This window comes from Evansella sp. AB-P1 (assembly GCF_029688925.1).
Lineage (GTDB): Bacteria > Bacillota > Bacilli > Bacillales > Salisediminibacteriaceae > Evansella.
This window is the reverse complement of sequence record NZ_JARUKY010000001.1, coordinates 351,840-375,441: the sequence shown is the minus strand read 5'-3', so window position 1 is coordinate 375,441 and position 23,602 is coordinate 351,840. Positions and strand designations below refer to the sequence as shown.

22 protein-coding genes and 1 pseudogene are annotated in these 23,602 nt (G+C 35.9%); 11 read left to right on the top strand and 12 right to left on the bottom strand.

What is annotated here, in order from left to right; genetic code table 11:
- Nucleotides 1-85: 85 nt before the first annotated feature.
- The 6 genes from nirB to QA612_RS01710 all read left to right on the top strand — a co-directional run bounded on the left by nirB (nucleotide 86) and on the right by QA612_RS01710 (nucleotide 7,388).
- Entirely contained in the window at nucleotides 86-2,515 is a 2,430-nt protein-coding gene (gene nirB, locus QA612_RS01735) for a nitrite reductase large subunit NirB (RefSeq protein ID WP_278282004.1), read from the top strand.
- Nucleotides 2,516-2,532: 17 nt separating this feature from the next.
- Nucleotides 2,533-2,856, top strand: a complete 324-nt coding sequence (gene nirD, locus QA612_RS01730; protein ID WP_278282003.1) for a nitrite reductase small subunit NirD — start codon at nucleotides 2,533-2,535, stop codon at nucleotides 2,854-2,856.
- Between the two features lie 35 nt (nucleotides 2,857-2,891).
- Nucleotides 2,892-5,075 (top strand): assimilatory nitrate reductase catalytic subunit NasC, encoded by a 2,184-nt coding sequence (gene nasC, locus QA612_RS01725; RefSeq protein ID WP_481804403.1) that lies wholly within the window; start codon nucleotides 2,892-2,894, stop codon nucleotides 5,073-5,075.
- A 125-nt stretch (nucleotides 5,076-5,200) separates the two neighbouring features.
- On the top strand, nucleotides 5,201-5,977 hold the full coding sequence (gene cobA, locus QA612_RS01720; RefSeq protein WP_278282002.1) for a uroporphyrinogen-III C-methyltransferase: 777 nt from the start codon (nucleotides 5,201-5,203) through the stop codon (nucleotides 5,975-5,977).
- 27 nt (nucleotides 5,978-6,004) lie between these two features.
- Entirely contained in the window at nucleotides 6,005-6,766 is a 762-nt protein-coding gene (locus QA612_RS01715) for a sirohydrochlorin chelatase (RefSeq protein ID WP_278282001.1), read from the top strand.
- Nucleotides 6,759-7,388, top strand: coding sequence for a precorrin-2 dehydrogenase/sirohydrochlorin ferrochelatase family protein (locus QA612_RS01710; RefSeq protein WP_278282000.1), 630 nt, complete (start codon nucleotides 6,759-6,761; stop codon nucleotides 7,386-7,388). Before QA612_RS01715 ends, QA612_RS01710 begins: the two co-directional genes overlap by 8 nt.
- Nucleotides 7,389-7,429: 41 nt before the next feature.
- Here QA612_RS01710 and QA612_RS01705 read toward each other — a convergent pair whose 3' ends face one another.
- The 11 genes and pseudogenes from QA612_RS01705 to QA612_RS01655 all read right to left on the bottom strand — a co-directional run bounded on the left by QA612_RS01705 (nucleotide 7,430) and on the right by QA612_RS01655 (nucleotide 19,851).
- Nucleotides 7,430-9,109: a YndJ family protein gene (locus QA612_RS01705; protein WP_278281999.1), complete on the bottom strand. Its 1,680-nt coding sequence runs from the start codon at nucleotides 9,107-9,109 to the stop codon at nucleotides 7,430-7,432.
- 6 nt (nucleotides 9,110-9,115) lie between these two features.
- Entirely contained in the window at nucleotides 9,116-9,796 is a 681-nt protein-coding gene (locus QA612_RS01700; protein WP_278281998.1) for a DUF4166 domain-containing protein, read from the bottom strand.
- Complete coding sequence (locus tag QA612_RS01695; RefSeq protein WP_278281997.1) at nucleotides 9,793-10,695, bottom strand: DoxX-like family protein; 903 nt, start codon at nucleotides 10,693-10,695, stop codon at nucleotides 9,793-9,795. The genes QA612_RS01700 and QA612_RS01695 overlap by 4 nt, the downstream gene beginning before the upstream one ends.
- Before the next feature lie 79 nt (nucleotides 10,696-10,774).
- Nucleotides 10,775-11,326, bottom strand: coding sequence for a hypothetical protein (locus tag QA612_RS01690; protein WP_278281996.1), 552 nt, complete (start codon nucleotides 11,324-11,326; stop codon nucleotides 10,775-10,777).
- A gap of 51 nt (nucleotides 11,327-11,377) precedes the next feature.
- Entirely contained in the window at nucleotides 11,378-13,597 is a 2,220-nt protein-coding gene (locus QA612_RS01685; RefSeq protein WP_278281995.1) for a PAS domain S-box protein, read from the bottom strand.
- Nucleotides 13,598-14,099: 502 nt separating this feature from the next.
- On the bottom strand, nucleotides 14,100-14,909 hold the full coding sequence (locus tag QA612_RS01680) for a CsxC family protein (protein WP_278281994.1): 810 nt from the start codon (nucleotides 14,907-14,909) through the stop codon (nucleotides 14,100-14,102).
- 382 nt (nucleotides 14,910-15,291) lie between these two features.
- Nucleotides 15,292-15,564, bottom strand: a pseudogene (locus QA612_RS01675) (RNA polymerase alpha subunit C-terminal domain-containing protein); the annotation flags it as partial.
- Between the two features lie 129 nt (nucleotides 15,565-15,693).
- A complete protein-coding gene (locus QA612_RS01670) occupies nucleotides 15,694-16,032 on the bottom strand; it encodes an ASCH domain-containing protein (protein WP_278281993.1) in 339 nt (112 codons plus the stop codon).
- Nucleotides 16,033-16,592: 560 nt separating this feature from the next.
- Nucleotides 16,593-17,609, bottom strand: a complete 1,017-nt coding sequence (gene yiaK / locus QA612_RS01665; protein ID WP_278281992.1) for a 3-dehydro-L-gulonate 2-dehydrogenase — start codon at nucleotides 17,607-17,609, stop codon at nucleotides 16,593-16,595.
- Between the two features lie 22 nt (nucleotides 17,610-17,631).
- Entirely contained in the window at nucleotides 17,632-18,720 is a 1,089-nt protein-coding gene (locus tag QA612_RS01660) for a Gfo/Idh/MocA family protein (RefSeq protein ID WP_278281991.1), read from the bottom strand.
- 345 nt (nucleotides 18,721-19,065) lie between these two features.
- A complete protein-coding gene (locus QA612_RS01655) occupies nucleotides 19,066-19,851 on the bottom strand; it encodes an AAC(3) family N-acetyltransferase (RefSeq protein ID WP_278281990.1) in 786 nt (261 codons plus the stop codon).
- A 213-nt stretch (nucleotides 19,852-20,064) separates the two neighbouring features.
- On the opposite strand from QA612_RS01655, the gene QA612_RS01650 reads away from it, so the two are divergent.
- The 5 genes from QA612_RS01650 (at nucleotide 20,065) to QA612_RS01630 (ending at nucleotide 22,740) form a co-directional block, all read left to right on the top strand.
- The gene (locus tag QA612_RS01650; RefSeq protein WP_278281989.1) at nucleotides 20,065-20,595 is read left to right on the top strand and encodes a MauE/DoxX family redox-associated membrane protein; all 531 of its coding nucleotides are present in this window, start codon (nucleotides 20,065-20,067) and stop codon (nucleotides 20,593-20,595) included.
- An 11-nt stretch (nucleotides 20,596-20,606) separates the two neighbouring features.
- Nucleotides 20,607-21,194 carry a TlpA family protein disulfide reductase gene (locus tag QA612_RS01645; RefSeq protein WP_278281988.1) on the top strand — a complete coding sequence of 196 codons (588 nt, stop codon included), beginning with the start codon at nucleotides 20,607-20,609 and terminating at the stop codon, nucleotides 21,192-21,194.
- On the top strand, nucleotides 21,178-21,606 hold the full coding sequence (locus QA612_RS01640; protein ID WP_278281987.1) for a hypothetical protein: 429 nt from the start codon (nucleotides 21,178-21,180) through the stop codon (nucleotides 21,604-21,606). The genes QA612_RS01645 and QA612_RS01640 overlap by 17 nt, the downstream gene beginning before the upstream one ends.
- An 86-nt stretch (nucleotides 21,607-21,692) precedes the next feature.
- Nucleotides 21,693-22,316, top strand: a complete 624-nt coding sequence (locus QA612_RS01635) for a hypothetical protein (protein WP_278281986.1) — start codon at nucleotides 21,693-21,695, stop codon at nucleotides 22,314-22,316.
- 121 nt (nucleotides 22,317-22,437) lie between these two features.
- Complete coding sequence (locus QA612_RS01630; RefSeq protein ID WP_278281985.1) at nucleotides 22,438-22,740, top strand: hypothetical protein; 303 nt, start codon at nucleotides 22,438-22,440, stop codon at nucleotides 22,738-22,740.
- 160 nt (nucleotides 22,741-22,900) lie between these two features.
- Here the strand turns inward: QA612_RS01630 and pssA are convergent, their stop codons facing one another.
- Entirely contained in the window at nucleotides 22,901-23,584 is a 684-nt protein-coding gene (gene pssA / locus QA612_RS01625; protein ID WP_278281984.1) for a CDP-diacylglycerol--serine O-phosphatidyltransferase, read from the bottom strand.
- Nucleotides 23,585-23,602 lie beyond the last annotated feature (18 nt).

Sequence of the window (23,602 nt, the reverse complement as noted above, 5' to 3'; positions counted from 1 at the left end):
TTTGCATACGTACCTAAACCAACATTATTTATACAGTCGTGCTCATTTAATCTTGAGTATTACGATAAATTTGGAGGGATATATAATGGCTAAAAGAAAGTTAATTCTCGTTGGAAATGGAATGGCTGGAATTCGATGTCTAGAAGAAATTTTAAAATTAAGCCCTGATCAATTTGAAATTACCGTATTCGGGTCAGAGCCTCATCCAAATTATAATAGAATCCTATTGTCGTCTGTGTTACAGGGTGATACATCAGTAAATGATATCGTCCTCAATTCCTATGAATGGTATGAGAAAAACAATATTACCCTTTTTACTGGAGAAACGGTAACAAAGGTGGATAAAGATTCAAAGACTATTTATACAGATAAAAATAGAGAGATGCAGTACGATGAGTTAATTTTAGCAACAGGATCACATCCATTTATGCTCCCATTGCCAGGTGCAGATAAAGAGGGTGTCATCGCCTTTAGAAATATTGAAGACTGTGAAGCGATGATTAACTCCTCAAAAAACTATAAAAAAGCTGTTGTTATTGGTGGTGGCTTACTAGGATTAGAGGCTGCTAGAGGGCTATTAAATCTTGGCATGAACGTAGATGTTGTTCATATTACAGACTACTTAATGGAACGACAGCTTGACGAAACTGCTGGAAAAATGTTAAAAGAAGAGCTGGAAAATCAAGGGATGAACTTCTTAATGAGTCACCAAACAGAAGCTATCATTGGAAGAAAACGTGTAGAAAAAGTAGCTTTTAAAGGTGGAAAAACAACAAAAGCGGACCTTGTAGTTATGGCTGTCGGTATTAGACCAAATGTTGATCTGGCTAAAACTAGTGATATTGAAACAAATCGTGGAATAGTAGTGGACGATTTTATGCAAACAAGTGTCCCTCATATATATGCTGTTGGAGAATGTGCAGAGCACCGTGAAATGGTATACGGATTAGTGGCTCCTTTATATGAACAAGGGAAAGCATTGGCGAAAAAGATTTGCAAAATAGAGGCAGAAACAGGCTATGAAGGATCTATTCTTTCTACTAAGTTAAAGGTAAGTGGTGTAGATGTTTTCTCAGCTGGTGAATTTATTGATAAAGCAAATAATAAAGCTATACGGGTACAGGATGATTTCGAAGGTATCTATAAAAAAGTAGTTATACGAGACAATCGAATCGTGGGAGCTGTCCTCTTCGGTGATACGTCAGAAGGTTCAAAACTATTAAGTATGATTAATAATGGAACAGATATCTCTGAAATTGGGAAAGTAAATATCTTACAAACTGCCGACCAAGGTACTGCCAATTTAGTAGCGGAGATGTCTGATAATGAAACAATTTGCGGTTGTAACGGTGTTTCAAAAGGAGATATTGTTACTGCAATAAAAGAGAACAACTTAACAACTGTAGCAGAAATTAGAGACTGCACAAATGCTTCTCGTTCCTGTGGTACTTGTAAAGGACTTGTTGGTGATGTTCTTGCCTGTACATTAGGAGATGAATACGAACAAGTAGATGAAAAAGAAACCATTTGTGCATGTACAGATTTATCACACGCTGAAGTTACTTCTGAAATAAGAAACAAAGGATTGACACATACAAGAGAAGTAATGAACGTCTTAGGTTGGAAAACAGAGGAAGGCTGTTCTAAATGTCGCCCTGCTATCAACTATTATTTAGGAATGGTGAATCCAACAGATTATGAGGATGAACGAGAGTCTAGATTTGTAAATGAAAGAATGCACGCAAATATTCAAAACGATGGAACCTATTCTGTCGTTCCAAGAATGTACGGTGGCGTTACAAACTCCAAGGATTTAAGAAAAATCGCAGATGTTGCAGATAAATACAATGTTCCTCTCGTAAAGGTAACGGGTGGTCAACGAATTGACCTTCTAGGAATTAAAAAAGAAGACTTACCCAACGTATGGAAAGATTTAGATATGCCATCAGGCTATGCATACGGGAAATCAATTAGAACAGTGAAAACATGTGTAGGAGAAAACTTCTGCCGTTTTGGTACACAGGACTCCATCGGCTTAGGGATTGCCATAGAAAAGAAATTCGAACGATTAAACACTCCACATAAAGTGAAAATGGCAGTGTCCGCATGTCCGCGAAACTGTGCCGAATCAGGGATTAAAGACATTGGGGTAGTTGGTGTGGAAGGTGCATGGGAAATTTATGTAGGTGGTAACGGTGGAACGGAGCTTCGTGCTGCTGATCTACTATGTAAAGTAAAAACAAATGAGGAAGTATTAGAAGTAATAGCTGCCTACCTCCAATACTACCGAGAGGATGCCCGTTATTTAGAAAGAACCTCCCACTGGATTGAACGAGTTGGTTTAGAACATGTAAAATCAGTCGTCATAGATGACCAAGACAAAAAACAGTCCCTTGTAGAAAGAATGGAAATTGCACTTTCTACATTAAAGGATCCATGGAAAGAAATTGTAGAAAGCGAAAAGCACCAAGACGAATTATTTAAAAATAAGTCCTTAGAAGTTATTCAGAACTAAAAAGGAGATGAGTTTTTGTGAATCAAACGAAGGAAAAAAAACGATTGGAAGTTGCTAAAATAGAAGATCTTCCTCTTCAAGTTGGTAAAGAAGTTAACGTTGGTGATCATGAAATTGCTTTGTTTCGTCTATCCAATGGAAAAATAAAAGCAATTGAAAATAGATGCCCACATAAGCAAGGTCCTTTATCTCAAGGAATCGTAAGTGGTGAGTTTGTATTTTGTCCATTGCACGATTGGAAGATCGATGTATCTTCAGGAGAGGTACAAAAGCCGGATGATGGCTGTGTAAAAACCTATCCTGTTGAGGTCGTAGACAATATTGTTTACTTAATCATATAACTTTTAATCGACTACCGGAAAAGGTGTGAGAGAAATTGACAGACTTTTTAAAGCATTTCCGTTCAGAGCAGCTTGAAAAAAGCACCGAAAAAGTAATGAATACACAATGCCCGTATTGCAGTGTTCAATGTTCAATGGAATTAGTAGAAGAAAGAATCATCACGCGGAAACGTTTTAAAACAAAGCCTAATAAACAAGATCCTACCTCACAAGGGAGGCTTTGTATTAAAGGGGCAAATGCCCATCAGCACGCTATTAATGGTGATCGTATTACCCATCCTCTTATTAAGATAGATGGTGAGTTTGTACAAATTCCATGGATATTAGCTTATGAGTACATTGCAGATCAAATAAAAGAAATTCAACGGGAATCAGGTCGAGATTCCATGGGGGTTTATGGTGGTGGCTCTCTTACAAATGAAGAAGCATACCTCTTAGGAAAATTTGCTAGAGTTGCATTAAAAACGAAGCACATTGATTATAATGGTCGATTTTGTATGAGTGCAGCTGCAACAGCTGGAAATGCCGCTTTTGGAATTGATCGTGGTTTAACAAACAGTCTAGCTGAAATTCCAGATGCGAAGTGTATCCTATTAGTTGGAACAAACATTGCTGACTGTCAGCCAACTATCCTACCATATTTCCGAAAAGCTAAAAAAAATGGCGCTTTTATTATCGTCATTGATCCTAGAGAAACAGCAACATCTAAGCTTGCTGACCTACATTTGCAACCTAAGCCAGGAACGGACGCCCATATTGCAAATGGAATGCTGAAGGTCATTATGGATAAGGGCTATGTTGATAAAGCCTTTATCGAAGAAAGAACAAATGATTTTCATCTGTTAAAAGAAGATATAAAAGCAATTGACTTAAAGGAAATGGCACGCTTAGCCGGTGTATCTGTGGAGGAAATAGAGCAGGCAGCAGTGGAATATGGTCAAGCAGAAACAGGCTTTATTTTTACAGCAAGAGGGGTTGAACAGCATGCAAACGGCTATGAAAATGTTCGCCAATTTATTAATTTAGTCCTTGCTACAGGAAAAATAGGTAAGCATGCATGTGGATACGGCGCTGTTACAGGTCAAGGTAATGGTCAAGGGGGTCGAGAGCACGGACAAAAGGCAGATCAATTACCAGGCTATCGTTCCATCGAAAATCCTGAGCACCGCAAATATATTTCTGAAGTATGGGGTATCGATGAAAAAGAGTTACCTAGAAAAGGAGTTTCTGCCTATGAGATGATGGAAAAAGTGGACCAAGGGGATATTACAGGTATGCTTGTAATGGCCTCTAATCCCGTTGTCTCCAACCCCAATGGAATCTTTGTTGAAAAAGCCCTAAAGAAGCTTAAATTCTTAGTGGTTGTTGATATGTTCTTATCAGAAACGAGTCGCATGGCAGATATCATCCTTCCAACTTCCAGCTATTTGGAGGATGAAGGCACGATGACAAATCTGGAAGGCCGTGTTGTCCTAAGAAAGGGTGAACGTCCACTACCTGGTGAAGTAAAGCATGATTGGCAAATTCTTTGTGATCTAGCAGACTTATTAGAATGTAAATCTGCATTTAACTTTTCTACTGCAGAGGATATTTTCAACGAACTTAGAATTGCAAGTAAAGGTGGAAAGGCTGATTATTACGGTATTACGTATAGCCGCTTAAAAGAAGAAGGGATTTTCTGGCCATGTCCACATCCAGAGCATAATGGAACAGATCGTTTATTCGATCAATCGTTCGCCCATGAAGACGAAAAGGCTGTATTTTATCCCCTTCCTCAAACAGGTTCCAACGAAAGGATCTCAGAGATGTTCCCCCTCTATTTAACAACAGGGAGAATAATGGAGCATTATTTAACTGGAGTCCAAACGAGAAGAAGTACGGAGCTAAATAAGAGAGCAAGTGAACCTTTATTAGAAATTCATCCAGAAACAGCAAATCAGTATGGAATTGAAGATGGGGTTTTAGTTGAATTAACATCGGAGAGAGGGACGATGGTAATCCGAAGCAAGTACACAGAAAAAATTAGACGTGACACTATCTTTGCACCGTTTCATTGGGGTGACTCTCAATCTATCAATAGAATTACTAGTCCAACACTAGATCCCTTTTGTAAAATGCCTGAATTTAAAATAAGTGCGGTTCGTTTAACACCCTTGACGGAAAAGCTATTAGACACAAGTAACAAGAAAACAGATAAAGAAAAAGAAATTAAGATATGACAGCTGTTAAAAAATAACATAATTACTAAGTAAATAAACTATATTATTTTTATCAGATTAATAGATAATTAATGCTTAATCGTATAATATGAAAGAAAGCTTTTGTGAAAGGGGCTAAATCAATCATGAATATAGGAAAAGTTTATCTTGTGGGTGCTGGCCCTGGAGACCCTGATTTAATTACGATAAAAGGGGTAAAAGCCATTAAGAACGCTGATGTTATCGTGTATGATCGACTTGTAAATAAGGAATTATTAGAATATGCAAAACCAAACGTCGAACTTATTTATTGTGGGAAAATGCCTGATCGCCATACGATACCGCAACATGGAATCAACGAAATTTTAGTAAAGCATGCTCTAAAGGGAAAAGTTGTTGCTCGCCTTAAAGGGGGAGATCCAAGTATATTTGGTCGAGTGGGGGAAGAAGCAGAGCATTGTGCAGAATACGGAGTCCCATTTGAAATTGTTCCAGGTATTACTTCTGGGATTGCTGCAACCTCCTATGCTGGTATTCCGTTGACCCATCGTGACTTTAGTTCATCTTGCGCTTTTGTGACAGGTCATAAGCGTACAGATGAAATTAGAAAGGATATACAGTGGGATAAATTAGCTACATCTGTAGATACCCTTGTTTTTTATATGGGGGTAGGAAACATTAAAATGATACGAGAACAGCTTATTCTCCATGGCCGTTCTTCTAAAACACCTGTTGCACTAGTACGGTGGGGAACAACAGAAGAACAGGAGACGTTAGTTGGGACATTAGAGAATATTGTAGCTAAAGTGGAAGAAGCACAATTTCGATCTCCAGCAATTATCGTTGTAGGGGAAGTTGTTACCATGCGAGAAAAAATTGCTTGGTTTAAAGAAAAAAGTAGACCTATGTTAAACTTAACTTAAATATCCTCTAACTTGAAGGTGAATAGTATGACACGTAATCACATAAATAAAGGAATATTAATCATTGCCCATGGGTCTCGTAATAAAAAGTGGATTAATTATATTGATAGCTGTGTGGAAGAAGTTCAAACAGATGTCCCTATAACAATTGGCTATTTAGAGCTCGTGGAAGGACGGAGTATAGCTGATGGCGTTCGCCGCCTTGAAAAACAGCAAGTAGATGAAATTCTAGTCATTCCATTCTTTGTTTGCTCAGGAAGTACGCACCTAGACGAGATCCAGTATGCCCTAGGGATAATTGAAGAACCGCGAAAAGAAACAGAGCTAGCATTGATTCATCCTCGTGCCGAAATCATTTGGGGTAAGGCAATGGACAATCATCCAAATATACTGCAAGTTTTACAGGAACGGATACAGGAGCTTTCGGAAAATCCAGGAAAAGAAAGTTTACTCCTCGTTGCACATGGAAGTGATCGACCTTATTTTAAAACACTTTGGGACAATACATTGGAGGAAATGGTTCACTATTTCCAAGAGAAGCTTGGTTTTTCTGAAGCTAATTACGGTACCATTTTACCGGCTACGATTACAACCGTAGCCCAATCCCTTACAAAGAATGGGACAAAAAAGGTTGTAGCGATTCCTGTTTTTATTAGTGAAGGGTATTACACCTCCAAGAAAATCCCTACTAAGCTTAAAGGAATAGCTCATATTTATAATGGATCAACATACCTCCCACATCCTGCTATCACTGCATGGATGCAAGATCAGGTGAATAAATATGTCTGAATTTACACCATGTATGGTAAAGCTAGCCAATAAACGATGTACAGTAATTGGTGGTGGAAAAGTTGCTTTTCGAAAAATAGTAGCACTCCTTTCTTCTCATTGTAAGGTAAAGGTTATTAGTCCCTTTTTATGTCCAGAATTGGAAGAAATCATATCTCAATGTGAATATGAACAACGACCTTACAAAAAAGGAGATACTGAAGGGGCTTTTATTGTTGTAGCTGCTACGGACAAAAAAGAAATAAATATGGATATATATCATGATGCTATTGATCATGTGCCCTTTTTAAATATTGTAGATGACCAATCATTAAGTAATTTTTTTATTCCTAGTATACTTCAGCGGGGACCTTTACAAATTGCAATCTCTACAACAGGGGCAAGCCCAATCGTGACGAAGAAAATTTTTGATAAGCTTGCAAATACGTTCGGTGAAGAATACGAACCATACCTAAAAAAAATAAAAGAAGTAAGAAATGAAATATTGATGCATGTGAAAGATCCTGCTGAAAAAAAAGCTATGCTTAAACGGTTATCTGAGGATGAATTATTAGATGCCTTTATGCAAAAGGACGAACAACGAATTCAATCATTTATTCGTAGCGTTTGGAAGGAAGAATAACTAAGGTTATGTCCTCTATACAGAAGGTGTAATTATCATTGTTATTTCTCCATCCAAATGCTATAGTCAATGGTTAAACATGGAAATCCCCAAAGGGTCATACTATGTTTCGCCGTTAAACGTCTCTGCCCTACCTCCTTGATATGAAACGATTCAGAAATTGGTAAACGAACCGTAATGCTTCGAAAAGTCAAATAAATTCCTTCATGACCTGTCCTGTCACGCTTCCTTTTAGTCGTTAAAATGAGCCCATTGTCCTGATCATTGTTAAAACGTAAAACACCTGTCATTACTGAACGAGGTAGTGGCAAAGCAATATTCATGTACGGAATATTCTCATGCTCATAATAAGAATAAATAGCAACAAAAATGGTATGATTTTCTTCATTATCCTTCCTAATCCACACTCTCGGATCTTCCCTTCCATCCATTTTTTCTTTGATGGGAATTACCTGCCCTATCATTTCCTGCTCTTTTAGCGAAGCTCTATGAGGCTCTAAATTAAGCTGTTCTACTGAGCTAGTTATTGTATGATATAGCTTTGACAAAAAACGAAAGCCCCTATGCCATTTCGTTTTTGCTTTCATCCTATATGCCGTTGTATTCTCATAAAAGTGTTGGATTGTAGGATGTACAGCTTCAGTATGAAAAGACTCGTTTCTATATGTATGAAACTGGTCGACTAACCCACCTTTTTCTTTTGTGTCATCTATTAAGTCACTTTGTTTTATAAAACTTTCACCAATCGCTCCTTTACCTCGCAGCTGACTTATTTCCACACTATAATAATCATCTCTTGGGTCAGGCTTCACTTTTAGCCAACCTAAAACACCAATAAATGCATAGAAGAAGGCATTACCTACACCATGAAAGAGTACCATGTCAGGAATGGTTAATAGAAATGGACCAAAGGTAATCCCATAACTGTATAAAAAGGAAAGGGCCATTGTCCCTAATAAACACATGGAGGAAAAAGCGATACAATAGTTCCCCCAACTCTTAACAGAAGATGATAGCATTATCCAAATCGTTATACCCCCTAGCCAATACAAGAGAATAACATAGACAACTACTGAGATAAACTCTAAAACCCCGCCTATCGTAATTCCTGCTGCAACCAATAATGGTCCAGCGATCATTCCGTATATAATAAACGAGTACCCTCTAATAGATAGATTGTTTTGTACGATAAACCGACCTAACATCCCTGTAAAAATTAGCACAATAAAAGAAGAATAATGAAAATGAATGGCTGTTAATAATACGATGACAGATGAAAATGGTAATCCTTCTACTCCAAACTGGTGTAATACAAGCCACCCTCCACCTAACACTAAAAAAATAAACGCAGCATCAATGACTAATTCCTCATGGGGAACACCTCCCCTATATAGCAATCTCCCTAGTCCATATCCTCCTAAAATTATCGTGTAAATCAGCCAGATTAATGAAAAAAGACCAGAAATGAATCCGGGAGAAATAAAAAGTCCTATAGTAGCTAGAAGGGCACTTGGATAGTATAAAAATTGTAAAACTCTATACAATGTAAAGATGAAGCCTTCCGCTGATCGTTCAAAGGTTAATGTTAAAACGATCGGCACAAGTACAAAAAATGAAAAAGATAGCATGGCCTCTATCAGTTCAATAGGAAAAAATAGTATAATAACTAACCATGTACTAGCCCCTATGCCAATAACCTTATTAAATGTCTTTTTTTTCACCTTCATCTACTCCCGTTTTGTGTACATTTTTGGATATACATCCTTTGGAATTTCATTACTGGAAAGGGCTTCAAAAGATAGTCGAAACAACCCTTGATAATCGATTAAACAACCAAATAGAGGATGGCTGACATTAACCTGTATAGTTACCTCCTCCGTTATTCCTAGTACCTCTTCACGAATAGTCGCTATTGGAGCCATCCATTTTGGAGCTACTATTTTTACTTTACTAATCCAGAAATATGGACGGCCAGATTGAATAATTAATCCTCCCGTATTCGTTACGTGAAAGGTGAGAGGAGATATTAATCTCTGCTTATTTCCTAAATAGTCTATAATACCTCCACTTTTTTCACTAAAAACCATGGTTGCATCAAAGCCTCTCGTCACCTCTTCAAAATGAAAACGGCGAATCCAGGCCACGGTTTCTCTTCCATATGGATCTTTAAATGCTACATTTTTAATAGTAAAAGGAATATTTGAACCTCTTTCAGGATATAGAAAATTTCTCTTTGAAGCTAAATGAAAAAAAGGCTTCATCCAGCCTCTTCCCCCTTTGATTGAAAACATCGTCCCTTCACCATATGCTATTTCTTCTCGTTCACTATTCAATGAAAACTTGCGTTGTAATAATGGATGTAACTCTTTAAATCTATCTCCTAAGTTTCGTTCATAAATTGACTTCATAATTTTCTCCTTACACAATGCTGTCCTTGCGGAAGATCCTTCCCATTTAACCAGCCAATTAACCCTAAGATGATCATTCCTATGTTTAACGTTGCTGGATTAAAGGGTTGAAAAAACACAGTATAATCTGTAAAAAAGGCTCCTAATCCTAATAAGGCCACCCCTAGACTAGTAGCTATAAATATCGGTTGCTTATTAATCGGTAATAAGAATAAAATACCTATTAGTATTTCAAGCAACCCTATGCCAAACACCATTTCCCTTTCAAAGCCTGAAAAAAAGCCTGCCTGTTGTAGTAATTGCAGTTCACCTGTTTCAGGAAATAATATTTTAGGAACTAGCCCTTGATAAATCCATATAAAACAAAGGGCTAAGCAAATAAGAACATTTGACAAAAGACGACGAATGGATTGCTCTGGTGGAATACCATCTTCAATCCATCGTTTTAAAGCATCAAAGCTCCAAGCTGTTGCCCAACCAATTAAAGGGCGGAATAAGTATTTATCAATTAGAGAACCTACAACCCCAAAGCGTGTTTCATAATCATATGATGTATAGAAACGAACGTGATCCGATTGTGGTTCGTATTTCCAAAAGCCACTTCCTTCTTTAATTAAAGATATTTTTGTATCTGATCCAAACTGTAAGGATGAAACTTTTGATCCGTCTTTAAGCTCCTTGGACCCTTTACTTCTCCCTTCTCCAGCTACTGAAATACCAAAACCGATATTTGTTTGATACAAGAAGGGCTGAACGTCCCCATCCTTGGGTAAGTATGAAATACTAGAGAAACGTAAGTCCCATCTTTCGTGGATGCTAGGTGTTTGCGTATACGACCATACATCCTCGATGGAGCCTTTAATCATTGTTTCCACATATATTGGTTTTCTTTTTATCATCGTAACATCCTTTTAAATTTATTACCTTATATTAACCCACACATAGTCTAATGAGTGAGTCATGTGTTCTATATTTTCACTATTCATATGCCCCTGTTGGTTCAGGTAATTCCTTGTACTCTTCTTTCATCATAATCATTTCACGGTGAATAGCTTCCGTCAATTTTTTTAATTTGTTATCAGGTCTACTTTGACAATAGGATGTAATCCATTCTCGTTCATATGCTTCACCATCTAATGTTAAAGTAAGTTCATTTTTCTCATGAGGATCCGCACATTGTATTTCACTGGCATTCTCCGCCGAATTCAAAATATCAGCATTGACCATTTTCTCGTAAATCCATTCCCTTTCCTCATTTGATAAACTCATCCCTATCGTTATATCTTCATCCATAATCATATTTTTTGTATACGTATTTTCATAGGTGTTTATTATATTTCTAGCTTCGTAACCATATTTTAGAACAAAGTCAAAATCCTCTGGCATTTCCTTAGGAAGTTTTTCTCCTTCTTCACTGGTACTACAAGCTGCAATTAGAATTATAAACGTAATAATTATTAGTGCTTTCCATTTCCAGATCCCATTAATTTTTATAACACTTGTACATCGTTTTAGTATATGGCTTTTCATCTTAATAGCCCCCTTTTATATGTTGACGCTATCGGTCATAAAAGGTTTCACCTAATTCTCATTTTCGGAGGCGCCACTTAAGGGTAAATACACTTCAATTTTCGTCCCAACATTTTCCTTACTCTCTACCTGTAGTGTTCCACCATGGTCTTCAATGATTTTCTTACTTACCATGAAACCGAGGCCAGTACCTTTCTCCTTCGTTGTGTAGAAAGGTTCCCCTAATTTATGTAATATATTTTTTGGAATACCACAGCCTTGATCAATAAACTGTATGCGAACCTTATTTCTCTCCACTTTTTTCATATGGAGAAACAACTTTCCACCTTGTGGCATCGCTTCGATACTGTTTTTTATAAAGTTGATACAAACCTGCTTAATTTGATTCATCTCACAATAAACATAAATATTACTTCCTTCAAATTGATCAATTATTTCTACATTATTCAAAATGGCTTGTGTCTCTAATAAAACCTTAATTTCTGAAAGGATTGAAACAATATTCGCTTGTTTGTATACCACCTCTTGGGGCTTTGCAAGAATGAGTAATTCGCTAATAATCAATTCAATGCGATCAATTTCTGAGGTAATAATATCTAAATAATCAGGTTTAGCCTTATTGCCACCTCTCATTAATTGAATAAATCCTTTTATTGCAGTCATTGGATTTCTAATTTCATGAGCAATACCTGCAGCTAATTGCCCTGCTACAGACAGTTTTTCCGAATTTCTAATAGCTTCTTCTGCAATTTTTGAATCTGTAATATCTCTTATTATGACAGCCCATGAAATGAGATTACCTTCATCATTATGAATTGGAAAGCCAGATATATCTACATGTAAAACTGTACCATCTTTTTTCAACCTAGTAGTCTCTATTCGCTTTATCTTTTCTCCTTTTTTTACTAGCTTTGTGTTTCTCTTAACAATTTCTTTTCTCCCTTCTGGAATAATGGGAATATCATAGTATTTTATTCCTATCACTTCTGCTTCTTTCCACCCAAAGGTTCTTTCAAATGCTTCATTTACTTTTATAAGATTTCCACTGCAATTATAAATAACAATAGAATCTACATTGTTTTCATAAAAGGATTCCAGCTGATTTTTCGTATACTGAAACTTCATTTCCGCTTGTTTTTTTTCAGTTATATTCCTTGCAATACCATACAAACCAACGATGGTATTGTCCACTATTATTGGGATATTGGTTACATCAAAATATAGCTTTTTTCCATTTTTATTAAAACTTAAAGATTCATACCGTTGTACCTTTCCTTTCACAACTTGACTAAAATGGTATTCAGCCTCGGCTATGGACTCTTGGGCAGTAATGTGGCGAAAGCTAATATTTTTATGGATAATCTCAGATTGATTATAACCTAATATAGATTCAAATGAAGGATTTACGGATGTGTAATTACCATATAAGTCCATAGAATAGATCATATCTGGATGATAGTCGAATAGTGATCGAAAGCTTTCTTCACTTTCTTTTAAAAATAGTTCCACTTGCTTTCTACTAGTAATATCTCTAGTAAAGGCTAATATTTCTGTGCCATTTCCATACTCGTCCTTAATTACTTTACCTGTTGTTTCAAACCAACGATATTCTCCATTTTTACATTTCATCCTCACAGTCAACTTTTTTAAATAATCAGTACTTATTGCTAGCTGATAGCCTATCTTCATTACTTCTATGTCATCCGGGTGACAAAGGTCATAAGGGGATAATCCAATTAACGCTTCTGGCTTATAACCAAGTAATTGTTTTACTGAAGAAGAAATGTAACTATATGCTCCATTAAGGTGATGCCTTGATATTATATCAATTGAATTATCCGTAATAAGTTGAAAATGTTTCCCCATATCACGTAACTTGTCTTTCGTTTCTATCTGTTCCGTTTTATCTTCAAATTGAAAGATAAAGAAAGCTGGATTACCTTGTCCATCTCGAACTACTGATGCCGTTAATGCGATCCAAACTGCACTCTTATTTTTATGTATTATGCGCATTTCCCTTTGAAAGGTTTTCTCTTTACCTATAATTAAATCATGGATGCATTGTTCGTTTACAACTTTATCCTCCGGAAAGCAAAAAGAAGCTAAGTCCGCTTTAAGTATCTCTTCCTCTACATATCCTCCAATTGATAATGCTGATTTGTTCACCTTCCATAATTCTCCTTCTAAAGTTACAATGGCCATACCAATTGGAGCATATTCAAATGCCTGCATAAATAGTGAATCTTGATCTAAAAGTAATTCTTTGCTCATACACCCTATCCCCTTACATACCCCTATTTTCTCTTTCACTACTTTTCATTAGAAAATGCTCTAACTTATGAATAAGAAACCATTTTTCTTCTTTTGAAAAATTATGAAAATTTACAGCTCTAATATATTATACTAAACGAGGAAGTATTTTCCTTTAACAATTTTTTGTGTTTTTTTTATATTTATAACTAATTACCTATGAAAAATTTATCATTTATATAATTCGTAAAGCGTCGCAGGAGTCACTGCATTCACTCCTGAACCCATACTTATTTTCAGGGTAGACCTCTCATGCAAGTAAACTTCCACCATGGAGGATGAAAATAAGCACTTTATCTAAACTTCATTGAACTTTTATATGGCATATTCAGGGGTTCTTAAAAAACACCAAAAAAGAGGCTCCTAAATCTAGTCATTATATAATGACCTATATAGGATAACCTCTTTTAAACAAAGGAAATAATTTATATTCCCTACTCTTCTCTTGCATGTGGCTATTTATTTAACATTTTTTTCTAGAATCAATCTCTACCTGTTGGTCTTGGAGAACTTTAATTTTTACTTCTACAACCATTTTTTCTTCGATTTTAGTGAAAGTACCTTCTTCAAATGGTGCGTCTAATGTTTCGCCTTTTCTGTTGTGAACTCTTCCCATTTTTCTATCTAATACTTCATCTAATTCAATAAAATGACTAGAAACGATTTCACAGTAAGGAACTTCATTAAATTCTTCACCGCTAATTTGGTTGTATTGTGTGAAATCTGTAGAATGAAGCTTTTCTGCCTTAGCGCCAAGTCCATCTGGTAGCTTAGTTTTGGAAGAGTATGAGAATTCTTGAGTGTCTGGTAATAGTTTAAATTCAGGCTTATTAATTAGATCTACTTCGGTAACCGTTTTAAACGGAACATCAATAGTTAAAGAACGAATGTTAGAAACGACTGCATCCTTCGTTCCATACTTCGGTGTCGCATATTGAATATTTTTTCTAACAAAACCACTAATAAAGAGTTTATTTGTTGGTAATAGAAGACGGCATTGTGTGATTTTTAAATTCTTTTTTATCTCTTTAATTTCTAATACTGGTTCTGGAAATTCAATTTTTGGGTTTAAATCTAACTGAACTACTGATTCTGCTAATACTACTGGTACTTTTGCAGTTGCTTTTTCATTCGTAATATGAGGTTTTACTGGACGACTACCTGATTTTGGTGCAATAGCATTTTTTTGTTTCATTGGATTGTAGTTATAAAATGGCGGTGATGGTTCATTTTTTCGGCTACTTTCCTGCCTTTTCCCTTTTTTATCAGTCATAACCTTTTACACCTCCCTTGTAGTTTGTTACTAATCTATGCAACAGCTAGAAAAAGGAGTGGACAAACTAATTAATATATTCGCCAAATTTTTACTAAAACCGTGATAGCTGTTGCTAGATAGATGAACCAATTTTTAGTAGAGAGGTAGGGGAAAAAGGATGTCCGTACAACAGTATGTAGTTCTGTTCTATAGGAGATAAACAATACTATGAAAGATAAAAAATCGCCTCCTCCAAAAAGAGTTGACGCTTTCTAGGGTTAAAGTAATTTTCTTCATCTTATTAATAACCTATATTTAATACATTTCATTTCTAATCTTTCCACGTATATCATTATCCCTGTTAAAAATATAATTTTTGTACTTTTAACTACAATTTTATTTATTCATTAAATGATAAGCCTTTTTCTTTTAATAAAGTTCTCATAGTAGGTAAAGATGCTGGTCCAATACCATGAATCTTTAATATTTCTATTTCAGTATACATCGAGAGTTTTTGTAAAGTGTCAATTCCTTCGTGAATCAATGCATTCCTTGCAGGTGAACTAAGTTTAGAAAGGAAACTACTATTAAGCTTACTCTCTTTATCACAAATAGGGCAACTTGGACAAACACTACTTTTCTGATACTCATGTCCTTTTTCACAAATCCTTACGTTTTTTTTACTGTCAAAATAATTCCTCCTAACATGTTCAGTGTTAAATTTTAATGCAGTATATTTTGACCCGTATTCAATAATTCTCCCATAACTTCAATAAAGCAATCTCTACTCATTCCGTCAAACTTAATATTTTATTGTAATAGCTAATGTTCCCCAGGTCTTTTCTTGCTCTGGTGTGTATATTTCATATGTTCCGTCAACCATTTCTTCCATAGTCAATCCTTCACAACCGAAGTCCTTAAAAGGAATATCTCTATACATATCTTTGAAAGATTCATACGTTCTAAGTTCTATTACCTTTACAAGCAGCGTGTCATCTTTTTCAGGAACCATTATAAATTCAATGGTGTCGCCAACTCTAATTTTTCTTCTTTTTTCATCGTTTAGACGACACTCGACAGTCTTTTTACGATCTATAATTGCACCAAAATATTTATCATACAACCCCATTTGATGTATCACTTTTACTTCCCCTCTCTATGTCCCTTTATCCAAGTAAAATAAGATTTACTTTTGCGCTGCCTTCTGTTGTTAATCAAGAGTGAGAACTTCTCTCTCTAACGCTTCTTTTGTTGAATGAGTAATTTTTCATTTGAATTAGAGAAGATAGATTAATAAAGGTATAAGGACTAGTACTGCCACAATACTTTGAATAAATGTAATGATGATGTCTTTTTTAAAAGAATGAGGATAGCGGTTTGATACTCTTTGAAATACAAGAAAAGCGCAAGGCGCCCCAATTCCGCCTAAGTACAGCCTACGTCCTGTAGGCAACGGCGTAATATCGACATCCTGTCTCCCACCGATATGCAAATGTTCTGGCCGTTAAAAAGTGCTTTTTACTTTTTATACGGACAGGTTATTTGACACGAGGTGATGGCGCATCAATTTAACCTAAGAACGCCCACGTCCTGTGGGCAAAGGTTAAATCATCGACGTCCTGTCTCCTAGACAACTTTCAAAGTGAAAATTTTATAAATTGTTACCTTTTAAAAAAAAGATATCCTCTTTTTTAATTATTTTCACATTTTTAATACTTTTTCCCAGATAGATTCCTCTACTGGTATACCTTCCTCTAGATGCTTCTTTCTCGTAAGTATTGTTCTTTCCCCTGGATAATAAACACCATTGCTTCCTTCTGCAAGCTCTGCTTCATGTATGTATTGAATCGTCTCGTTAACAACTTGCTCTGTATAATCTGCTCCAGAAAACTTAGCTGGGTCCATTGCTATAAAGACTTGTGAAATGTTGTGACCAGAAGTAGTAGAATCTTTCTTTTTTTCATCAACCGTTACTGTAGATAGCCCACCAGATAAAGAGGCAGCTAGTAAATCTAAAAGCATGGATAAACCTGACCCCTTCCAAAGGCCCGCTGGTAAAATTCGCTTCGTTTCTTGAATTTCTTCTGGAATACGACTTAGTTCACCAGCCTTATTGTAACCACCTTCCACAGGTAACGTTTCATTACTTAACCTTGTTACTTCTATTTTACCATTGGAAAACTGAGACATTGCCATATCTAAAACAACATGACCATTTTTACTAGGAACTGCCATTACTAATGGATTATTCCCTAATTTCCCTTCTTTAGATCCCCAAGGAGGCATACATGATTCAGAGTTAGTCCAGCAAATTCCAATGCAACCAGCATCTGCTGCCTGCCATCCATAAGCACCACCTCTCATCCAATGGTTTGTATTTTTTAATGTTACAATACCAATACCGTGCTCTTTCCCTATTTCAATGGCACGATCCATACACCGTTTCGCATTTAGATTTCCGGGACCAAGGTTACCGTCATACCTTTCAATTGGACCTGTCCGATCGATCAATGTGGGCTCTCCATTTACATTGATTAAGCCCTTTTGTATGTAGTCAACAAAGCCAGGTACCCGATTTAAACCGTGTGAATAAACTCCATCAAGGCTTGATTCCGCAAAAATTTGCGCACATTCCTCAGCACGTCCTTCATCCATACCATTTTTACACAATACTCTATTAATCTCTCTTTTTAACAATTCAAATGAAACCGTTGTCATTTTCCCACTCCTTCAATAATGTTTATCTACCTTCCCACCAATGCTGACGCACTGCCTTTACTGCTTCTCCTGTTTTTATTGCTTTTTCTATCATTAATCCTAAATAATGATCTTGTGATGCTTCAGCTATGCTATAGAAATATGCTCCTCCTCGAGCATATTCCCCCATTTTTTCCAAGGCCGTCGCTATTGCAATTTCATCGTCATACAACCGAGCAGGTGCAAAAGGATTTCGATAAACCCACGTTTCTCCTGCAAGGATACCTTCTAAATAATTTCCTTCCAGGTTTTCCTCTTCCCCTTTGTTAACCCGCTTCAAGTCAAGATGTAAAGGGGTTTTATAATCAATCATTGTATTTACATGCCGATCAAAAATCTCCCCTCGTTCTCCCCGTACCGAAAGATGGTTTGACCTAATCCATGAACGATGTTGGTTTTTTGTAAAATCATATACACCAAGCTTTCCATCAAATTGGACCCATGCCATATCCCGTTGTGACATTTCCATTTTCTCTTCTTGAGGTGGACCATTGCGATTTGGTCCAGATAAAATAGGAGATTCAAACCTCATTGCCTTAATCGTCGCTTCTTCAAAGCCTATCCCCAACATTTTTCTCATTAAACTGATCCCATGGTAAAAATGAGATATGGAAATTGTAGCTTGATTAACTCTCCCCAATTTTCCTGATCGAATAATCTCTAATCTTGCTGCATGAAGTGGTTGAAAGTGATATTGTTCTGCACTCTGTATTCTCGCCTTTGTTTTTGATAATTTCTCATGAAGAAAAAGAAGTTCTTCTAATGAAGGGGCAGGTGGCGTCTCTGCTAAAGTAGGAATACCAATCTCGCCTAGTTGAATCAAAACTTCCGTTGCTGCAGTTTTGCTAACAGAAACGACAACAAAGTCTGGATTTTCATGTTGTAAAAGCTTTTCTACACTTCGATACGTGATTACATTCCATTTTTGTTCAATTTCAAGCCCTTTTTTTTCGTTTCGCACAACCATTCCACTAATATGAAAACGTTCTGGTAAGGCTTTTGCTATTCTCAAATAAAACTGAGCCCGAAAACCTGCTCCTCCAACTATACTAAATGAAAATTGTTTGGCCATCCCTTAGCCCCTTTCTTCTATCAAATACAGCTAAAACTTCTTATTACTGGTCTACTGAAAATAGATCATTCTAATATAGATACTCTATTCATTCGCAACACTACACTTCGCACTTCTGTGCCGAAGTGTCGGGTCTTCAACTGTTGCTTCTCCCACTGGAGTCTCGTGGGATTCCACTCATTCCAATTAGATTAAATATTTTTTCATCCCCCATGGTGCATATGTTCACTTGCACGGGCGGTCTACCCTGAAAATAGCTGATATCGAACTTAACAGTGTTAACAAATAGATCATGTTAATCATTCGCTACATCCGACTAAAACCAACTACCGAAAAGAAAAATAATTAGAAGTTTAAATGCTTGTATAATTCATTATCTAAAGGTTCGTTGTCTGAGAATAAATCCGGATTCACTTCTAACATTTTTGTTAAAATTTCCGTTGTTTTAACTGTATCACAAACTCGTACCTCTGCATCACCGAAATGACCTATGTGCATGGCTCCGTGTTTTAGTAGCATCTCTTCTACCTTCCAGAAATGCAGTGACCAGGAAAGTCCACAGTGTCTTCGTGATGGAACAGAGATTTCTGTACCGTCTGGTAAAACAGTATAAAGTTGTTCATGTGTATCTGTTAATCTTCCTTGTATATCTACCCATTCTTCTATTCCATGAATAAAAGTATTTCTTATTAAACTCACACCTACTAATACTATCTGAGCTTTACGATCTAATAACTTCCCCCAAGCCGATCCTCTAGCACATGGAGTATCAAACTTTTCATCTCCAGAAATAAATGATAATGCATCTTTCCCTATTGCCGCTACAGAGTGTGTAGGATGTAATGACCGGATAGCTCCTTCTCGTTTCCTAAACAAATCCGGTAAAATCCCAATACAGGAAGGTGATTCATCTACGTAATATTTTGGGTTATCTCCATTTATATATGACCAAGTATGGGTAGGAAATACGATTAGCCCTTCCTTCATATAATCAATGAAGGCATCAATGACTGTTTCTCCTCCTCCATCTACTTCACCAATGCTTTTCATTGAGGAATGAACTAACACTGTTCCAGTTGAATCAATTCCTAACTCTTTTAAATGATTCATTAAGGTTGTCTTTGTGTACATTTTCTTGTCCTCCAATAACTATACAAAACTAGTTTTATTATACCACTTTTATTTGCTTTTCTTTGAAAATACCTTACAATATAAAGTTATTCCTTTATTGGGGGTTTACTCTTTTACACTTAAATAAGACTAATAATTTGCCTAAGCTCATACATTCACCGTTTCCATTATTTACTCATAATGTATAAAAACAACCTGAAAGAGTGTTGGATAATGTTAACAAATTTAAACAGTATCATAATTGCCCATGTAGCAACCTTTTTCTTCATATCCGGCTTTATGAAAGTACTTTCTCTAAAAGCTTTTTTGCAATTCGTAATTGAATTTAAGGTACTTCCAAAAAAACTATCTATTTTAGTAGGGTCCCTTATTCCTTTTTTAGAAATAATTGCATCCATTACTTTCTTTTTTCAACAAACATGGAAATTCGGTATTGGTTTAATATTTGGTCTTATTATTATTTTTGCTTACGGCGTAACACAAGCTATACATTCCAAAAGAAAAATCCATTGTGGCTGCTACGGTAAGTGGCTTAATACTGAAGTGGATTTTTTCACATTAGGAAAACAAATGTATTTACTATTACTAGCCCTTTTTATCACGTTTTCAATACCACTACACAGTGTAGACCATTCCATTTTATCTATCATATCTGGATTTCTAATGACGGTCATTGCCATGGCAACACATTTTATTTGGCACAATTACCGCAAAAATGTTTCTTATTTGAGAAAAACTATTTAGAGGAGTTTACTATGGAAGAATTCATTTTTTACTCAATCATCTTATTATGGTGTCTTTTCCTCTTTCATTCCTTTTTATTATTTCTCCTCTTCCGACAGTTTGGTGAGATTTATTTAAGCTCGAAGGAAGGAATAGCAAAGGACGGCGTTTCTTTAGGAGCAACGCTACCTAGTGCTGAAGCCTATTCTATGATAAATAAAAAAACAGTTAATATTAAGGGAATTTCAAATAAATCATCTATTATTTTATTTCTATCCCCTAATTGCAAGCCATGTAGAGGGATAATAGACGATTGGAATAAAACTCAGATATCGTACAGTAAAGATGTAACCTTTGTTATGGTCATTGTTGGTGAAGAGAAAGAAGTATTTTATTTCAATAACAAATACAAACTGAACGGTGAGATTCTATGGGATGAATCGAAAGGACTTTTCACCCGTTTCAAAGTGCGAGTGACCCCTTTTGCTTTTGCAATTGATCGGAACGGTCTCATAAATAATAAAGGTTTATGCGGAAGTAAAGAACAATTAGACATGTATGTTCAATCAATTATTAGTTCAGAAGAAGAAGGAGGGAAAAGTGGTGATAGATATAATTAGCTTAAAAAGTAAAGTAATGTTTCATGGGATTGCGCGAATGATAAGTAAAAGTATGTATTTAGATCAGTTATTTAATGATTGCTTTTATAAACTTATAGCATTCTTTAGATTCCCTTCCTTTCGTTCTAGAGGAAAAGGTCGTGCATGGTGTGAACTAAATCAAAACCTAGGTCGCTGCAATTTACCCAACAACCAATATTGCTCGAAGGAATGTATGGAAGGAGTAGGCTTATCTACAAGATGTCCTCAAGGCTATCACCCATCTCATTCGTGGGGATACCAAGTGACAGGTTGTTGGTGTGATACATTTCGAGGCAGGAGTATTGTATGCTGTGATTGCACGCCAGTAACAAATTCTCCATATCAACCTTCTTCTGAAGACTGTGGCTGTATGCACTTTTTAAATGAATAGGGTGTGAAAACATGAATATTTATATCCTATCATTTATTGCTATTATTTCAGGGTTAATTACCCTCAAAACTGCATGAGGTATCAATGTGACTTTATCAGTCACCCCTTCAGGTGAAGGGAATAAAAAAACGCAGTTCATTACAAAATCGATCATTTATTTACTTAGTTCTTCAGTAGCTGGTGCAATCATCGGCTTTCTCATTGCTAGCCTTATCCATTTTATAACAATACCAATTACCTTAACCCCTAAACTAGTTATTTTCATCATTATGATTTCAGCTTATACTCTTAGAGAATTCCATTTATTAAACATTCCATTACTTCAAAACAAATGGCAAATTCCAACGACGTGGTTAAGGTTTTCACCACATGGAAATATGATTGTTTGGGGGATTATTCTTGGCACAGGTTTATTAACCTATAATCCATTCCCTATTTTTTTATTAAAATATATGTTTGTTGGCTTTTTTATGGAGCCTATTTCCGGAATATTTATAGGATTGATATTTGGATTGTCTCGAGCATTATCCTCCATCATTTTAGCCTATCATAACGATATGAAACAACTGACTGATTATGATGAGACAATATTTAAGCAAATATGGAATAAGGCAAAGTATTTTCAAACCCTTCATATAGTGGCCCTTATTTTACTATTCTTATCCACTATTTTCATAACCTTATCTTACCAAAATATAATTTTATTTTAATATTTGCAAAATTTTGAGGAGCAGTACTTCACTAGAAACTGCTCCTCATTAGAATTTTCTACCCGTATCATTTATAATCAAGATAATCACATGACACTTCAAAGGAGGCAATCACATTTAAATGAAATTACTTGCAAAGCAAAAGTGTATTGAGGTACACCAAGAAATTGGCTGGGTAGAAAAAAGAATTGTTGAAACATCCTTTGAAATGAAGCTTTATGATGAGATGATTACGGTGAAAGATGACCAGTACCCTATTACTGCTATCTTTGATATTTCCTATCGAAAAAAAGGAGAAGCAGGTACAATTGGCTTTATTTATTTACATACAAACCGTGGAGTCCGCACCTACTATATTAAAGAGGAACCAACAGATTTTATTGCGGCTTACCAAAAGTTAAAATCCGAACGACCTGAATTATAAGAAAAGCGCAAGGCGCCTCAATTTAACCTAAGAACGCCCACGTCCTGTCTCCTAGACATCTTTCAAGGTGAAGATTTTATACTTTTTCCTTCAATAAATGGGGCGGTTCTTGTGAATCAATCGTTAAGCAAAACGAATGATTCATGAGAACCGGCCCCATTCATTTTTTCCATTTAACAATCCATCGGTAGGCTACGTATGCAATATATAATGGTGTGGCGATGTAAATGAGATATGGAAATTGGTCATAGTAGCCACTATAAATTACGAACAGTAGACAACCTAGAAAAATAGTAACAATAGTACCATATTTCGGTAACGGCACTTCCTTTAAGCTTGGAATTCTAATCCTACTGACCATTAAAAAACAGAGTGCTGTAAAAATAACTGTTGTAATAATTTGAGGTAATATTTCTCCAAACAATGTAAGCAATGCTAAAATACCACCTGCAGCAGTAATGGGTACACCTGAAAAATAATTTTTTGACGATTCTGATGAGGTCACATTAAATCGTGCTAGTCGATATGCTCCAAATAAAGGGAATAATCCAGCTACAATTAAGCCTATAAGTCCAAATTGATGAAAGTATGTGTAATAAACTAAGAAGGAAGGTGCCACACCAAATGTAACAATATCGGCTAACGAGTCTAACTCTTTACCAAATTTACTGTCAACCTTTAGCAGTCTCGCTAGTCTTCCATCCATGCTATCAAGCATCATACCTATTAAAATTAATATAGCTGCATTATTGTATTGACCATAAGCAGCAAAGCCAATGGATAAAAATCCACAATAGAGATTCCCTAAAGTAAACATATTCGGAATCATTTTAGCTAATCGCATAAGTATCACATCTCCAAC

Excerpts from the sequence above, each read along its gene's own strand:
- cobA (WP_278282002.1), top strand. The coding sequence starts at position 5,201 with ATGAATATAGGAAAAGTTTATCTTGTGGGTGCTGGCCCTGGAGACCCT.
- QA612_RS01680 (WP_278281994.1), bottom strand. The coding sequence starts at position 14,909 with ATGACTGATAAAAAAGGGAAAAGGCAGGAAAGTAGCCGAAAAAATGAA.
- pssA (WP_278281984.1), bottom strand. The coding sequence starts at position 23,584 with ATGCGATTAGCTAAAATGATTCCGAATATGTTTACTTTAGGGAATCTC.
- QA612_RS01645 (WP_278281988.1), top strand. The coding sequence starts at position 20,607 with ATGGAAGAATTCATTTTTTACTCAATCATCTTATTATGGTGTCTTTTC.
- QA612_RS01715 (WP_278282001.1), top strand. The coding sequence starts at position 6,005 with ATGACACGTAATCACATAAATAAAGGAATATTAATCATTGCCCATGGG.
- nirB (WP_278282004.1), top strand. The coding sequence starts at position 86 with ATGGCTAAAAGAAAGTTAATTCTCGTTGGAAATGGAATGGCTGGAATT.
- QA612_RS01700 (WP_278281998.1), bottom strand. The coding sequence starts at position 9,796 with ATGAAGTCAATTTATGAACGAAACTTAGGAGATAGATTTAAAGAGTTA.
- QA612_RS01630 (WP_278281985.1), top strand. The coding sequence starts at position 22,438 with ATGAAATTACTTGCAAAGCAAAAGTGTATTGAGGTACACCAAGAAATT.
- QA612_RS01690 (WP_278281996.1), bottom strand. The coding sequence starts at position 11,326 with ATGAAAAGCCATATACTAAAACGATGTACAAGTGTTATAAAAATTAAT.
- QA612_RS01695 (WP_278281997.1), bottom strand. The coding sequence starts at position 10,695 with ATGATAAAAAGAAAACCAATATATGTGGAAACAATGATTAAAGGCTCC.
- yiaK (WP_278281992.1), bottom strand. The coding sequence starts at position 17,609 with ATGACAACGGTTTCATTTGAATTGTTAAAAAGAGAGATTAATAGAGTA.
- QA612_RS01655 (WP_278281990.1), bottom strand. The coding sequence starts at position 19,851 with ATGTACACAAAGACAACCTTAATGAATCATTTAAAAGAGTTAGGAATT.
- QA612_RS01685 (WP_278281995.1), bottom strand. The coding sequence starts at position 13,597 with ATGAGCAAAGAATTACTTTTAGATCAAGATTCACTATTTATGCAGGCA.
- QA612_RS01650 (WP_278281989.1), top strand. The coding sequence starts at position 20,065 with ATGTTAACAAATTTAAACAGTATCATAATTGCCCATGTAGCAACCTTT.
- QA612_RS01710 (WP_278282000.1), top strand. The coding sequence starts at position 6,759 with ATGTCTGAATTTACACCATGTATGGTAAAGCTAGCCAATAAACGATGT.
- QA612_RS01660 (WP_278281991.1), bottom strand. The coding sequence starts at position 18,720 with ATGGCCAAACAATTTTCATTTAGTATAGTTGGAGGAGCAGGTTTTCGG.